The sequence below is a fragment of the Arthrobacter psychrolactophilus genome (genome assembly GCF_003219795.1).
GTDB lineage: Bacteria > Actinomycetota > Actinomycetes > Actinomycetales > Micrococcaceae > Specibacter > Specibacter psychrolactophilus.
Genome location: NZ_QJVC01000009.1, coordinates 14,500 through 29,070 on the forward strand (window position 1 = coordinate 14,500; position 14,571 = coordinate 29,070).

General features: G+C 63.0%; 10 protein-coding genes. 5 read left to right on the forward strand and 5 right to left on the reverse strand.

Going from position 1 to position 14,571, the window contains the following annotated elements; all coding sequences use genetic code 11:
• Window positions 1-15: 15 nt before the first annotated feature.
• The gene (locus CVS30_RS10420) at window positions 16-240 is read right to left on the reverse strand and encodes a DUF7455 domain-containing protein (RefSeq protein WP_110485353.1); all 225 of its coding nucleotides are present in this window, start codon (window positions 238-240) and stop codon (window positions 16-18) included.
• Between the two features lie 196 nt (window positions 241-436).
• Between CVS30_RS10420 and CVS30_RS10425 the strand changes: the two genes are divergently transcribed.
• Window positions 437-2,557 (forward strand): DNA gyrase/topoisomerase IV subunit B, encoded by a 2,121-nt coding sequence (locus CVS30_RS10425; RefSeq protein ID WP_110485282.1) that lies wholly within the window; start codon window positions 437-439, stop codon window positions 2,555-2,557.
• Between the two features lie 90 nt (window positions 2,558-2,647).
• Here CVS30_RS10425 and CVS30_RS10430 read toward each other — a convergent pair whose 3' ends face one another.
• Both CVS30_RS10430 and CVS30_RS10435 read right to left on the reverse strand, forming a co-directional pair.
• On the reverse strand, window positions 2,648-3,598 hold the full coding sequence (locus CVS30_RS10430; protein ID WP_110485283.1) for a M56 family metallopeptidase: 951 nt from the start codon (window positions 3,596-3,598) through the stop codon (window positions 2,648-2,650).
• A 46-nt stretch (window positions 3,599-3,644) separates the two neighbouring features.
• Entirely contained in the window at window positions 3,645-4,022 is a 378-nt protein-coding gene (locus tag CVS30_RS10435; RefSeq protein WP_110485284.1) for a BlaI/MecI/CopY family transcriptional regulator, read from the reverse strand.
• 170 nt (window positions 4,023-4,192) lie between these two features.
• Between CVS30_RS10435 and CVS30_RS10440 the strand changes: the two genes are divergently transcribed.
• From CVS30_RS10440 to CVS30_RS10455, 4 genes are all read left to right on the forward strand, one after another.
• Window positions 4,193-5,779, forward strand: a complete 1,587-nt coding sequence (locus CVS30_RS10440; protein WP_110485354.1) for a cytochrome ubiquinol oxidase subunit I — start codon at window positions 4,193-4,195, stop codon at window positions 5,777-5,779.
• A 66-nt stretch (window positions 5,780-5,845) separates the two neighbouring features.
• Window positions 5,846-6,907 carry a cytochrome d ubiquinol oxidase subunit II gene (gene cydB, locus CVS30_RS10445; RefSeq protein WP_110485355.1) on the forward strand — a complete coding sequence of 354 codons (1,062 nt, stop codon included), beginning with the start codon at window positions 5,846-5,848 and terminating at the stop codon, window positions 6,905-6,907.
• Between the two features lies 1 nt (window position 6,908).
• On the forward strand, window positions 6,909-10,310 hold the full coding sequence (cydC, locus tag CVS30_RS10450) for a thiol reductant ABC exporter subunit CydC (protein WP_110485285.1): 3,402 nt from the start codon (window positions 6,909-6,911) through the stop codon (window positions 10,308-10,310).
• Window positions 10,311-10,319: 9 nt separating this feature from the next.
• Window positions 10,320-11,309, forward strand: coding sequence for a GNAT family N-acetyltransferase (locus tag CVS30_RS10455; RefSeq protein WP_110485286.1), 990 nt, complete (start codon window positions 10,320-10,322; stop codon window positions 11,307-11,309).
• 37 nt (window positions 11,310-11,346) lie between these two features.
• Here CVS30_RS10455 and CVS30_RS10460 read toward each other — a convergent pair whose 3' ends face one another.
• Window positions 11,347-11,865 (reverse strand): DinB family protein, encoded by a 519-nt coding sequence (locus CVS30_RS10460; protein WP_110485287.1) that lies wholly within the window; start codon window positions 11,863-11,865, stop codon window positions 11,347-11,349.
• Window positions 11,866-11,917: 52 nt separating this feature from the next.
• A complete protein-coding gene (locus CVS30_RS10465) occupies window positions 11,918-14,521 on the reverse strand; it encodes a DNA gyrase/topoisomerase IV subunit A (protein ID WP_110485288.1) in 2,604 nt (867 codons plus the stop codon).
• Between the last annotated feature and the right edge of the window lie 50 nt (window positions 14,522-14,571).

A 14,571-nucleotide genomic window follows, 5' to 3' on the forward strand; every position in this document is an offset into this window, starting at 1 on the left:
TTTTTGAATAATTAATTAGTCGACGGAGACTGGAGTCTTTTCGGTCAGACGGCTGGTCTCGTCGTGCCACTGCGAGGAGATGGGCTTCAGGTTAGCCTCAACTGCACGGGCATGGTGTCCGCAGAAGAGGAGTTCCCCGCCGGAGGATTCTAGGACAACCCGCACGTAGGCTTGGGCGCCGCAGCGGTCGCAACGGTCCAAAGTATTCAGCTCGCGGCTGGCGATGGCGGTGGTAGTCATGATGGCCTCCTTCATTGATCTTGATACCTATATAACCATTATTCGTAGCCGTTCCATCCCTGGATGGGTGTACTTTCGCTCACCGCGTAGCTGTGTCGGCGGGCACAGCTGTCGCTGCGTGTCAGTGGCAGCGGTTAACCTTGAGTGGGACAGGCGTAAGCTTGCCCATTAGCTTTGCTCACAAGTCATAAGGAGTATGCCAACCGTGGCACGTTCGAATTCCGATTACAGCGCCCGCCACCTCTCTGTCTTGGAGGGGCTCGAGGCTGTCCGGAAACGCCCCGGCATGTACATTGGTTCCACCGACTCGCGGGGTCTGATGCACTGCCTCTGGGAAATCATCGACAACTCCGTCGATGAAGCCTTGGCAGGATATGGCCAGAACATTTCGGTCATTTTGCACAAGGACAATTCTGTTGAGGTGCACGACGACGGCCGTGGCATCCCCGTAGACGTGGAACCTAAGACGGGGCTCACCGGCCTCGAGGTAGTGCTCACCAAGCTGCATGCCGGCGGTAAGTTTGGCGGCGGCTCCTATGCGGCCTCGGGTGGTTTGCACGGTGTTGGTGCCAGCGTGGTCAACGCCCTCTCAGCCCGTATGGACGCTCAAGTTGATCGTGGCGGCAAGACCTACCAGATGAGCTTCCGTCGCGGCGAGCCCGGCCATTTTAAGGATTCTGGCCGCACGCTCAGCCCCGATGTGGCCTTTGAGCCTTTTATTGATGGCTCCAGCCTGGACGTTGTGGGCACCACCAAGCGAGGCGTGACAGGAACCCGCATCCGCTACTGGGCGGATCGCCAAATCTTCACGGCCGACGCAAAGTTCTCCTACGACGAACTCGTCGCCCGCGCGCGTCAAACCTCCTTCCTCGTTCCGGGACTGAAGATCCGCATCGTCGATGAACGACGCATCGCCGGAACTCCGGGAGAGTTTGCCACCCATGAAGAGTTCTTCCACCACGACGGCGGGATCTCGGAGTTTGTTGATTTCCTCTCTGTGGGTGGCCCCGTGACGGATATCTGGAGAATTCAAGGCCACGGCACCTTCACCGAGACCGTCCCTGTACTCAACGCGCAGGGGCATCTGGAGAGCACCGCCGTGGAACGCGACTGCGAGGTCGACATCGCCCTGCGCTGGGGTGTTGGTTATGACACCACGATGCGCAGCTTCGTGAACATCATTGCCACACCCAAGGGTGGACGCCATCAGGAAGGCTTTGAACAAGCCATCCTAAAAACCTTCCGCAAGGTTATCGAAGCCAATGCCCGCAAGCTCAAGGCAGGCAATGACAAGATCGAAAAAGACGATGTCATGGCGGGCATGACAGCCGTCCTGACGGTCCGCCTGGCTGAGCCGCAATTTGAGGGCCAGACCAAGGAAATTCTCGGCACACCCGCGGTGAAGAACATCGTGGCCAAGGTAGTGGAGAGGGAACTCAAGGCCAAACTGGAATCCACGGCCCGTGGTGAGAAGATTCAAGCCGCGACACTGCTGGAAAAAGTCGTTTCGGAAATGAAGTCACGTATTTCCGCCCGTGTTCACAAGGAAACTCAGCGTCGTAAGAACGCCCTGGAAACCTCTTCGCTGCCCACCAAGCTGGCCGATTGCCGCAGCAACGATGTGGAAAAGAGCGAGTTGTTCATCGTGGAAGGTGACAGTGCACTCGGTACGGCAAAGCTGGCACGGTCCTCTGACTTCCAAGCTCTCTTGCCTATTCGTGGCAAGATCCTGAACGTTCAAAAGGCGTCCGTGGGTGACATGCTGGCCAACGCCGAATGCGCTGCCTTGATTCAGGTGGTAGGTGCCGGCTCGGGGCGCAGCTTTGACATTGCATCCGCACGCTATGGCAAGGTCATTTTGATGACCGATGCCGACGTTGACGGCGCCCATATCCGCACCCTGCTGTTGACATTGTTCTTCCGCTATATGCGCCCCATGATCGACGCCGGACGAGTCTTTGCTGCCGTTCCGCCCCTGCACCGGGTAGAGGTCGTCAACGCTGGCACCAAGGCCAACGAGATGATCTACACCTATTCGGAGAAGGAACTTCACACCTTGCTGGCCAAGCTGGCCAAGTCGGGGAAGCGCTACAAGGAACCGATTCAGCGTTACAAGGGTTTGGGTGAGATGGACGCCGACCAGCTGGCAGAGACCACGATGGACCCGCGCCACCGGATGCTGCGCCGCGTCACGAGCGCGGACGCTGACCGGGCCGAACATACCTTTGAACTGCTCATGGGCTCAGATGTTGCTCCGCGCAAGGAATTCATAGTCGCCGGCAGCGAGTTCCTGGATCAGGGGCGCATCGACGCCTAGCGCCCGGCCGCGGAGCGGTCAGACAGGAACCACGTCGGGAGGTGCCCTCACCACTGAGGGTGCCTCCCGACGTCGTTCTGGGGTTGATGCTTAGGGAAGGATTCCGGGGACGAGCAGCAGGGCTGTGGGCACGGCGAGCAACAATAAGGAACCTGCGACCAGTAACCACTGAATGCCGGAGGAGAGGCTCGGAACGGGGTTCAGGAGCCTGCCTAAGCGTGCCGAGGTTGTGGCCGGGGTGTCGATCTGTCCAGAACTCTCCGAGACCAAAGAATCAGCGGTGAGCTGTGCCGGGCCACTGGCTACCAAGGCGATGGCCGTGACCAAGGTGGACTTGCTGACAGAACGCAAGGCGACGTCGTCGGCCATAATCTCGATGAGCGAGGACACGGCGCGCTGCGCCAACTTCGAGGTGGGCAGCCACGGGAGCGCCGAACGCCACGCGGCAAAGGCCCACAGCAGGAGATGATGGCGCTGGGTCAGATGCGTTTGCTCGTGCAACAGGACCGCACGCAACTCCTCGGGGGAGAGGAGCTGCAACAGACCCTCGGACAAGACGGTGATGGAGCGTGAACCGCCAGGAAGGCAATACGCCACCGGTGCCTGGTGGCTGATCACGAGTGTGTCCGGGCGGTCGTCCGAGGGAGAGCTCAAGAGCGTCAAGAGGTCACGATGGCGCCGACGCTGCCGCACAATCCGGAAGTAGCTGAGCCACAGCGTGAAGACGAGGTGGGAGGTCAGCAGTGCTGCCGCGCTGAGAGCGAAGGCATGGATGAGGCCCAGCGTGTCGAGCGATTGCTGGCCCACCAAAATGTTGAACAGCCCGCGGAGACCGCTGGCTAGATTGTCGCCCAGGGGTACCAGGCCGTAACACAGCATGGCGCCGATCATGGATAAACCACCGGCAAGTGCAATGCATTGCCACAACACCATGGCAGCAAAAGGAGCCCGTGCAGGCCAGGCTGCACGGGCTAAGGAAACCGGAACCGGCCAGGCGAGAGCCACGGCCAGAACGGCGAGGAACCAAGAGGTCCAAAACATGCTTTACAACTTACCGTGAAAGAGGGCCAACGGTAGTGCTGTGAACCTAGTGGCCCAAGAGCTTGCGCAGGGTTTCGGCTTCTCCGGGGCTGACCGTTCCGATGAATCGGGCCAAAACTGCTTCCCGGTCAGGAGCGGAGCCGAGCACCTCAAGCATGAGTTCGGCCGTGTGATCTTCGCGACTCGTCACGGCGCGGTAGCGGTGGGGGCGTGAAGAGCGTTCCCGCTCTACCAGCCCCTTCTTTTCCAAGCGAGAGAGCACGGTCAGAACCGTCGTGACCGCCAAGGGGCGCGACTCCACCGTGCTGTCCTCGGTGGACGGGCGCTGCGAGAGCAGGTCCCGCAAACTATTGGCTGTAATGGCTTCCTGATGTTCCCACAGCAGGTCCATGACTGCCCTTTCGAGATCTCCAAGCGTTGCCATGTACATCCTTCAACTAAAATCCGCGTGCATAAAAACGTGACACATAAGCACGTCTACCCCTCTAATGTACAGCTTTTGACAGCAATGTTCTACACAGAGTAGAAATAGAACTTCTACAACAAGTAGAAAAGTATTCGGACCCGATGTGTTTCAAGGACGAGGGGAATTTCGTGGAAGCTCTGGACATTGCCAGGTGGCAGTTCGGGATCGTGACGGTGTACCACTTTTTGATGGTGCCGCTCACGATCGGATTGGGCACCTTGGTCGCGCTTTTGCAGACCCGCTGGCACAAGAGTGGCAACGAGGCGTACCTGCGTATGACGAAGTTCTGGGGCAAGGTGTTCCTCATTAACTTCATTATGGGCGTGGCCACCGGAATCGTTCAGGAGTTCCAATTCGGCATGGCGTGGAGCGAATACAGCCGCTTCGTCGGTGATGTCTTCGGAGCTCCGCTGGCCATGGAGGCCTTGCTCGCCTTCTTCGTGGAGTCGACCTTCCTGGGCCTCTGGATCTTTGGCTGGAAGAAGTTGCCGGCCAAGATTCACCTCGCCTGCATCTGGATTGCCGTGTGCGGCTCAATTGTTTCGGCCTACTTCATCCTTGTCGCTAATTCCTGGATGCAGCACCCCGTGGGTGTTGAGATGTTGGACGGGCGCCCTGTCATGGTGGACGCCTGGGCCGTGTTCACCAACAACACCGCCCTCGTGGCCTTCTTCCACACCATCACGGGAGCTATGGCCGTGGCCGGTGGCTTCCTCTTGGGTATCTCCTGGTACCAGCTGTGGCGCCGTCGTAAGGACGGGATCGACACCGTGGATGCCACAGGACGCGTCATTGTGGGGGAGTCCGCCACGATTCCGGGCCGCGACAAGCTCGATCACTCGGTCTGGATCAAATCCTTGCGAATTGGCGCCGTGGTGGCCATGATTGCCTTCGCCGGATCGGCCATCTCCGGTGACCTGTCCGGAAAGCTCATGTTTGAACAACAGCCCATGAAAATGGCCGCCGCCGAGGCCGCCTGCCACGATGGCACGAGCTTCTCTATTCTCTCGCTGGGCGACGTGGGAGCTAAGGACTGCTCCGACGTCGTAGCCGTCATGGAGGTTCCGGGCCTGCTGTCCTTCCTGGCTCACAATGACTTCGACACCAACATCAAGGGCGTCAATACCCTGGTGCCCGAATATCAGGAAAAGTACGGCACACACTACCCGGATGAGGCCAAGTACGGAGATCTGGCCAATACGGAGATCAACTACGTCCCCATTATGCCTGTCACCTACTGGGGCTTCCGCATGATGATTGGCTTTGGCGGGATTGCCGCCCTCGCCGCGGCCGTGGCGTTGTGGGTGACCCGCAAGGGCACGGTTCCGCAGGCCACGTGGCTCATGCGCCTGGCGATCTTTGGCATCCTTGCCCCATTTGGCGCCAACGCTGCCGGCTGGATCTTCACGGAGATGGGCCGCCAGCCCTTTGTCGTGGCTCCCAACCCGGCGATGAGCGGCGTCGACCAGGTCTTCATGTTTACCGCCAGCGCCGTCTCTCGTGGCGTCTCCATGGGGGAGATGGTCTTCTCCCTCGTAGCCCTGGGCACGGTTTATGCGGTGTTGCTCGTGGTGGAGGTCAAGCTCTTGACCAAGTACATCCGCGGCGGTGTGGTCTCGGCCATGCCTGAGTTGGACCAGACGAAAAAGAAGCACGACGACGAACACGGCCCCGGCGCGGAAGGCGGCGACGATGTTCTCGCCTTTGCCTACTGAGGTACTTCCTTGGCGCGCTTGTGCCGATATCACCATGAGACGTTTGCTGGAACTAAAGGACTAATGATGGATTTTCTGCCTACTTTATGGTTCATACTCATCGCCGTGCTCTGGACCGGGTACCTCTTCCTCGAGGGCTTCGATTTGGGTGTTGGCATGCTCATGAAGACCTTTGCCCGTGACGAGAAGGAACGCCGACTGCTGCTCAACACGGTGGGGCCCGTCTGGGACGGCAACGAGGTGTGGCTCCTCACCGCTGGTGGGGCAACCTTTGCCGCGTTCCCGTTTTGGTACGCCTCGCTCTTCTCCGCGCTCTACATTCCCTTGGTGTTCGTGCTGCTGGCCTTGATCTTCCGGGCCGTGGCCTTTGAATACCGCGGCAAGATCCATTCGGATCGCTGGCGCACAACCTGGGACTGGGCCATCGCGCTGGGATCCTTCGTTGCCGCCTTTGGTGTGGGTGCCATGCTGGCGCTGACGACCACCGGTCTGCCGCTTAATGAGAACGGCGACCGCGTGGGTGGCCCCTTCGCCTGGTTCACGGGATACGCCGTCGTGGGAGGTCTCGCCCTTGTCGGCTTTGCCCTGGTCCACGCCGCCGCATTCATCGCCCTCAAGACCGACGGCGAGGTCCGCCACCGCGCCCGGCGGCTCGTGGGCCGATACCTGCCGTTCGCCCTGCTCCCCATGGCCGTGTGGGCCATTGCCGTGGCAGTGGAGAACGGCAAATGGTTTAGCTGGGTATTGATCGCCGTTGCCGTGGTGGCTGCCGTCGCCTCATGGGTGGCTAACCGTGCAGGGCGTGAGGGACGCAGCTTCCTAGGCCTGGGTGGCTTCCTCCTGGCGGGCGTTGCTGCAATCTTCAGTGCGGTCTTCCCCGTGGTCCTGCCATCCACCCTGAACCCGCTGTGGAATCTGACGGTGGAGAACGCCTCGTCCTCGAGTTATACGCTGACGCTGATGTCTATCGTGGCTGCCGTGGGTGTTCCCTTGGTGTTGGCCTACCAGGCGTGGACCTACTGGATCTTCCGCAAGCGCATCAGCGTGGCACACCTGCCCGAACCGCATGACTTTGCTCCCGCCGTCGGACCTGCCGCGGGAACTGCTGCCGTAGGCGGAAAGAACTAACATGAGCCCCCGTCCCGCACTGCCCGAAGGAAAATCCACCCGTCTGGCCCTGGCTGGTCTTGCCGGCCTCTCCGCCCTCAAGGCCGTGGCCCTGGTCCTGCTCATGGGTGCCTTGGCCCATGCCCTCGGGCAGTGGGCTGCTGGCGATGAGCTCAACGCGACCCAGTTGATCGTGCAGGGCAGTGTGGGTTCCGGTCTCTTGGGGCTCACGGTGTGGGGGCAGTCCGTGTTGGCTCGTCGCGCCGCGCTGGGGACCAAGGAGGAGTTACGGGCCAAGCTCGTCGCGCACCGACTCAACCCCCGCTCCGGAGGCTCATCCCATGGTGGGGAGACGCGGGGCGGGGTGGGAGCCGAATCGATGCTCGCCAGCCGTGGCCTGGATGGGCTCGACAACTACTTCAGCAACTACCTCCCGGCCCTCGTGAGCTGTGCCGTGTTGCCCCTTCTCGTCGGGGTGCAGATCCTCATCGCCGATTGGGTCAGTGCCTTGATCGTGGTCCTGACGGTGCCGCTCGTGCCCGTCTTCATGATCTTGATTGGCTTCCACACACAAGAACGTGTGGAAGCCGCCGCCAGCGGACTGGATCGACTCTCCAACCACCTGCTCGAGCTCGCCCGCGGCCTGCCCGTGCTCGTCGGCTTGCGCCGCGCGGCAGCCCAGCGCAAGGCCCTGGCCGATGTGTGCGAGTCGTACCGCGTCTCGACCATGGCAACACTGCGTACCGCGTTCCTGTCCTCGATGGCGCTGGAACTCATCAGTACCATCTCTGTTGCCGTGGTGGCCGTGTTCATTGGTGTCCGTCTTGTCAGCGGGGACATGGGACTCGAAGCCGGACTCCTGGCCCTCATGCTCGCACCCGAGTGCTTCCGCCCCTTGCGCGACGTGGGAGCCGCTCACCACGGTAGCGAGGACGGAGTGGAAGCACTGCGCCGGGTCAAGGAAATTCTTGGCGAGGAGACAACGCCTGCGACTCAGAAGGATGAGGCGCTCGCAGCCGTCACGAATGGCAACGCGGTCCAGGGAGAACTGGTACTGCGGATCGAGAATCTTTCGGTCAGCTATCCCGGACGCGGTGCCGCTGTGGTGGACGGATACAGTGCGGAGCTGGCGCCGGGTGAGGCTCTCGTGCTCGCAACGCCCAGTGGGAGCGGCAAGTCCACGATCCTTGCCGCGATCGCCGGGACCCTCGATGGCGGCGCAACGGAGCGTGAAACAGTCAGTATCACGGGAAGCCTGCAGCGTCGTACTCCGGGGGCACAGGTCTTCGTGGCCCAACACCCGGTCTTTACGGAAGAGACGGTTCTCGCCGAGCTCGCCCTTTACGCCGCAGGTCCCCAGACTCGCCCCGTCGAGACCGCGCTGCTCATCTCAGCCCTGAAGGATGTCAATGCCGCACACCTGGCACAGCGCACCGTAGTTGATTGCAGCCCCGGTGAACTCCGCCGTGTTGCCGTGGCCCGCGCGCTGGCACGCATCGCCGCCGATCCGGCCATCGAACTCGGACTCTTCGACGAGCCCACGGCCCATCTCGATCCCATGTCCGCCACGGCAGTACGCGGTGCCTTGCTCAAGCTCCGGGGGAGCGTGGCTCTCATCGTGGCCACCCACGACCACGTGCTGGCAGCCCTCCTGAACGGAACCGTACCAGCAACTGCGGGCGCGCTCGCAGCTACTGGGCCGCAGGATCTCCTCGCGACGGCCAGCGACGCTCCGTCGCCCTGGGAAGAGCTCCCGGAGGTTGCTGTGCCGAAACTCTCGTGGCGCCATGTGCGGGCCCTGCCTCTTCGCTCGCCGCGATTTGCGTTGGGCGTGCTGCTCTCGGCCCTTGCCACCCTGAGCGCGGCGGCGTTGAGTGGCATCTCCGGATGGTTGATTGTGTGGGCTGCCGATCAGCCGCCCATTTTGTACCTCATGACCTTGATCGTGGGCGTTCGCGCCTTCGGCATTGGCCGCTCCATCTTGCGCTACTGTGAACGGCTCATGACACACGACGCCGTCTTCCGCTGGGCCGCACAGTTGCGCCTGCGCCTGTGGGACTCCCTCGGATCCTCTGTCCTGCATTGGGGCAAGCTGAGCCGTTCCGGCGGCGCCTTGGGTAGCCTCGTGGCCGACGTCGATGAGCTGCGCGACGCCGTTCCCCGCGCCGTGGTCCCGCTTCCTGCCGCGATCCTGTCCTACGGTGCCGTGCTCTTGACCGTGTTCCTCATGGTCCCCGAGGTCACCTGGATCGTGCTGGCCCTCGGGGTTCTGGCCCTTGTGGTCTTGCCCATCGTGGTCCTCGCGGCTCAGCGCCGTGCCTCGGCTGCGGCCGCGCTGCATCGTGTGTGGCTTGCCGGACGCATCACCACCTTGTTTGCCGCGGCGCAGCAGCTCAGCGCCAACGGCGTGGGCCGGGCCGAGGCGCAGCGATTCCGCACGCAAGACGCTGCCGTGGCCAAGCCGCTGCGACGTCTCGCCTGGGCCGACGGGCTGGGACAGGGCGCCGTGACGCTGCTGACCTCCGTGGCGGCCATCGCCGTTGCCGCCACCGCTATTGCTGCGGGGGCCGATCCTCGAGCGGCGGCCGTCGTGGCCCTCCTCATGCTGGCCTTGGCAGAACCCCTGGGGCAGTTCGTCGAGGCAGTGTCCGCCTTGCCGGCTCTGGCTGCCATGATGCGCCGCACCCTGCCGCTTTTGGATGCTCCCACGACCGTCCTGAGTGCTCCGGAGAACCTCGGTACCAGCGACGCCGTCACGGAGCTGGCCGTAGAAAGCATCACGGCTCGCTACCCCACCACGGCCAATCCGGTCTTGAGCAATGTCAGCGGCGGCACGCGTCGCGGCCAGTGGTGGACCGTCAGCGGTCCTTCGGGATCGGGCAAGTCCACCCTGCTGGCCGTGCTCCTAGGCTTCCTGCCGAGCGAGCGGGGTCGGTATCTGCTCAACGGTCAGCCGGCCACGGCCCAGGCACTGGAGCACATTGCCTGGTGCCCGCAGGATTCTTACCTCTTCAACTCCACCCTGCGCGGAAATCTCGCCATCGCGAAGCCGGCACACCAGCCGCCCACGGAGGCAGCGCTGCGCCAGGCCCTGACCACGGTGGGACTTGGGCCTTGGCTCGAGAGTCTCCCGCAGGGACTGGACACCCGGGTGGGCCCCGGCGGGCATCACCTGTCGGGTGGGCAGCGGACCCGCGTGTCGGTGGCGCGCACGCTCGTGGCGGGGGCCGACGTCGTGCTTCTCGATGAACCCACAGCACACCTGGGCGAGGACGAGGCGGAACAACTCATCGTGGATCTGCGTGCGGCCCTGACGCAGGCTGCCGTGGTCCTGGTGACGCACGACGACGAACTGGCCCATAGCGGCGACACGCACCTTCGCCTCGGGGAGACTGGGGTGGAAGTGGCGACCGCTCGGCTTTAGGCTGGGACGATGACATATGCACATCCTGCCGCCGCCCGTCCGCCATATCCTGTTGTGCCTGGGCTGAGCTTCCGGTCCCTGGCCGAGCCCGATGTGGACGCGTGGCTGGAGCTTGTCAAACGCATTGCCGCCCATGAGAAGGCGCCGTGGCATGCCCAGTACTCCGAGCTCGTGGCCGCGATCTTTGACGAGGTCAACCCGGTGACGGAGAATTCCATCGTCGGGGTGGACGATGCTGGCGTGCCGCGGGCATATGGGCGCGTGTCCAAGAACGTTGCGGGCGAGAAGGCGCATGTCTCCGGCGGGGTAGATCCGAGCTGGCAGCGCCGTGGGGTGGGTGCGGCGATCCTGGCGTGGCAAGAGGCACGGACCGCCGTCCGGTTCTTGCAGGATGGGCAGGGACATCCCACGGCCCGCGACTATGTCGAGGAGGACAACCCGGCACTGGCGGCTCTCTTGTCGGCTGCCGGGTACTCGATCGTGCGGTACTTCTCGGAGATGGTCAGGCCCCTTGACCAGACGCCCCAGCCTGGTGAACTCGAGGGGATCTCCATCGTGACGTGGACCCCGGAACTCAGCGAGGCCGCACGTGTGGCGCACAATGAGGCCTTTGCCGACCACTGGGGTTCCGAGCCGCGCTCCGTGGAACAGTGGCAGATTCAAATGAAACACGAGCATCTGCGCCTGGATCTCTCGACCCTGGCCGTGGATGACGCGACGGGTGAGATCGCCGGATACCAGCTGGCCTCGGTTGACCCGGACTCCAGCAATGGTCGCAAGGAAGGCTACACGGAGCTTTTGGGTGTCCGGCGTCCATGGCGCGGGCGTGGCATCGCCCCGGCGCTGTTGCTCGACGCTATGGCTCGCTTTAGCGCTAACGGCTTGGAATTTGCGGCCCTGGATGTCGACACGGAAAATCCCAGTGGGGCCCACGGACTCTACGCCCGCATGGGTTATGCGCCGGTGCGTAGCAGCATGGCCTGGGACAAAGCGCTCTAGTGTGTGCTCCGCGCAGCTGCGCACACACTAGAGCGGCTTAGGCGTTGATGTCGTGCAGGTGATGCACCACGTCGTGGAGGAAGTACCCGGCCAAGGTCAACACGGTGAAGGTGGATCCGTTGCTGCGGAATCCGCGACGCCCCCACTGCTCCACCGTAACGGCGGCAAAGGCGGCCGCGGCGTCCAGCCCGTTCTGCACGAGCTCGCGCGAGACCACCTCGGGATCCAGGGCGGAGTAGTTTCCGTCTAAGGCAGCCTGATCTTGATCCCAATTGGCAAAGGTGGGGTTGTCTTCGCGCACCATGAGTTCTAAGCGTTCGGTGAAGACCTCGAAGACGTCTCGCACGTGCGCGCTGTATTCCACGACAGACCAGGTTTCAGGGTTGGGTCGTTCCTCAGCAGTGGGGCGTCGAAGGGCGCCCTGCCAGCGCGGCAGGAGCGCCGGAAGCAGGGTGGCCGCCGTGGCAGGGGTCGCCGTCGCCGCATTGAAACCGCAGTCGGGGCAGGTACGTTCCAGAACCCAGGTCCAGTCTTTTGTGTCAGAAATGATCGCCATGCGCTCAGTCTAAATGGATTCCTTCCACGCCTGCCCCGATGCGTCGGCTTCATTACTCCAAGGGAAGTTCGAATGCTTCCTGCGTGACTTCCGGGACGGGCGCTGTCACTGCGGGGGCCGTCACAGGTGCCGTCGTCACCGGGGCGGCGTCGCCGCTTACGGGAGCCGTGTCGATGCTGCTTAGGCTCGGGCCCACGAGGTCAATCGCGGCGCTGAGCGCCACGCCGGAACCGTCGCGGTGGCCGTGCTCCACCGGCAAGGCCCGCACCACGCCGGCACTGCTGGAGGCCTTGGCCGGGCCATGACCTGCCCAGGCGACGAACAAGCGATCCTCACCCTTCAAGAAGCGATGCGCCCGGACGCCGCCGGTGGCACGTCCCTTCGCGGGATACTCGGAGAAGGCCGTCACCTTGGCCGAGCCCGACGGCGTGCCCGGCAAGGCGTCCTGCCCGCCAGCGACCGTGACAACAACAGCCTCGGCATCGTGAGGCGAGACCACGTTGAAGGAGAGCACCACGTCGCCGGCGCCGAGCTTGATGCCGGCCATGCCGCCGGCCGTACGGCCCTGGGGACGGACGTTAGCGGCACTGTACCGAAGCAACTGGGCGCCCTGCGTGAGGAAGACGAGTTCGTCGTCGTCCGTTGCTACCTCAGCGCCTACAACATAGTCCTTGGGCTTGAGGGAAATGTACTCCCAATCGTCGCGGTTGAGCGGGTACTCCGGGGTGACGCGCTTGACCACACCCGTGGCCGTTCCCACGGCAAAGACGCTGTTGAGCGGCACGAAGCCCACGAGGGATTCGCCCTTGGTCAAGGTGATGAAGTCCTTGGCGGCGACGCCTCCGGCCAGGTTTGGCAGGGCGGCCGTGGGAGGCAGTACGGGCATGTCCACCACCTGCAGGCGCAGCATGCGGCCCAGCGAGGTCAGGGCGCCAATCTCGGCCCGTGCGGTGGTCTTCAGGACGGAGGAGAAGACATCGTGCTTGCTGCGGCCGCCGGATTCCACGAGGGGATCGGCCGTGCTGGTGCGGGCGATCTGGCCCGTGGCGCTGAGCAGCACCCAACACGGATCGTCGGCGATTTCCAGGGCGAGCGGGACAGCCTTTCCGGGTTTCCCGCCCGGGCCCGCAGCCAAAGCCTTAGCCACCGAAGGGGCCAAGGCCTCGGATTCGAGCAGGACCGTGCGGCGCGGGGTGGCGTACTTGGCGGCAACCTCACCGAGCTCATCCGATACGAGGCGATGCAGCACCTCCTGCGAGCTAAGAATTTCCTCGAGGGCTGCGATCTCGCGGCGCAAGTCATCACGCTCGGTTTCCAGTTCCACCATGGAGAACCGCGTCAGGCGGCGCAGCTGCAGGTCCAGGATGTAATTGGCCTGGATCTCGGAAAGATCGTAGATCGACATGAGCCGTTCGCGAGCCGACGCCACCTCATCCGAGGTGCGGATGATCTGAATCACCTCGTCGATGTCCACGATGGCGATGAGCATGCCCTCGACCAGATGCAGGCGGTCCTGCTTTTTGCCCAGACGGAACGCCGTGCGGCGCCGCACCACATCGATACGGTGCGCCACAAAGACCTGCAGCAGCTGCAGGAGCCCGAGCGTCTGCGGCTGGCCGTCGACCAGGCAGACGTTGTTAATGCCGAAGGATTCCTCCAGCGGTGTGTACCGGTAGAGCTGCTCCATGACGGCGGCCGGGTTGAAACCGTTCTTCAGCTCAATGACCAGACGCAGGCCATTCTTGCGGTCGGAGAGATCGATGAAGTCCGCAATGCCCACCAACTTCTTGTTGTTGACGGCGTCCTTAACTTTTTCCTTAACCTTTTCCGGACCGACCAGGTACGGCAGCTCGGTCACGACCAGTCCCACGCGGCGGGCGGAAAGCTGTTCGACGGCGATCTTGGCGCGCGTCTTGAAGGAACCGCGCCCGTTGGCGTAAGCGTCCCGGATACCTTGGAGCCCTACGATGCGCCCACCCGAGGGCAGGTCGGGGCCGGGAACGTACGCCATGACGTCCTCGAGCGTGGCCTCGGGGTTTGCGATGAGGTGCTGGGCGGCGGCAATGACCTCGCCCAGGTTATGCGGAGCCATGTTGGTGGCCATGCCCACCGCGATGCCGCTAGCGCCGTTGACGAGCAGATTGGGATACGCCGCCGGCATCACGGAGGGCTGCATCATCTGGTTGTCATAGTTGGGGACAAAGTCCACCACGTTCTCATCCAGATGCCCGGTCAGCTCCAAGGCTGCTGCGGCAAGGCGGGCCTCGGTGTACCGAGGGGCTGCGGGGCCGTCGTCGAGCGAGCCAAAGTTGCCGTGTCCATCAATGAGGGGCAGACGCAGCGTCCAGTCCTGGGCCATGCGCACCATGGTGTCGTAGATGGCGGTGTCGCCGTGTGGGTGGAGCTTTCCCATGACCTCGCCCACCACGCGGGCGCTCTTGACGTGCCCCTTGTCGGGGCGCAATCCCATTTCGCTCATCATGTACAGGATGCGTCGCTGCACAGGCTTGAGTCCGTCGCGGGCGTCAGGCAGCGCGCGGGAGTAAATCACCGAATAGGCGTACTCAAGGAAGGAGCCTTCCATTTCACTGGAAACATCGATATCTACGATGTTCTCAACGAAGTCGTCGGCTACGGGAGGTTGACGCTTGGCCATGATGGCAGTGGTTCCTTTTCTACATGGGGTGTTGCGAAGGCGACAACGAC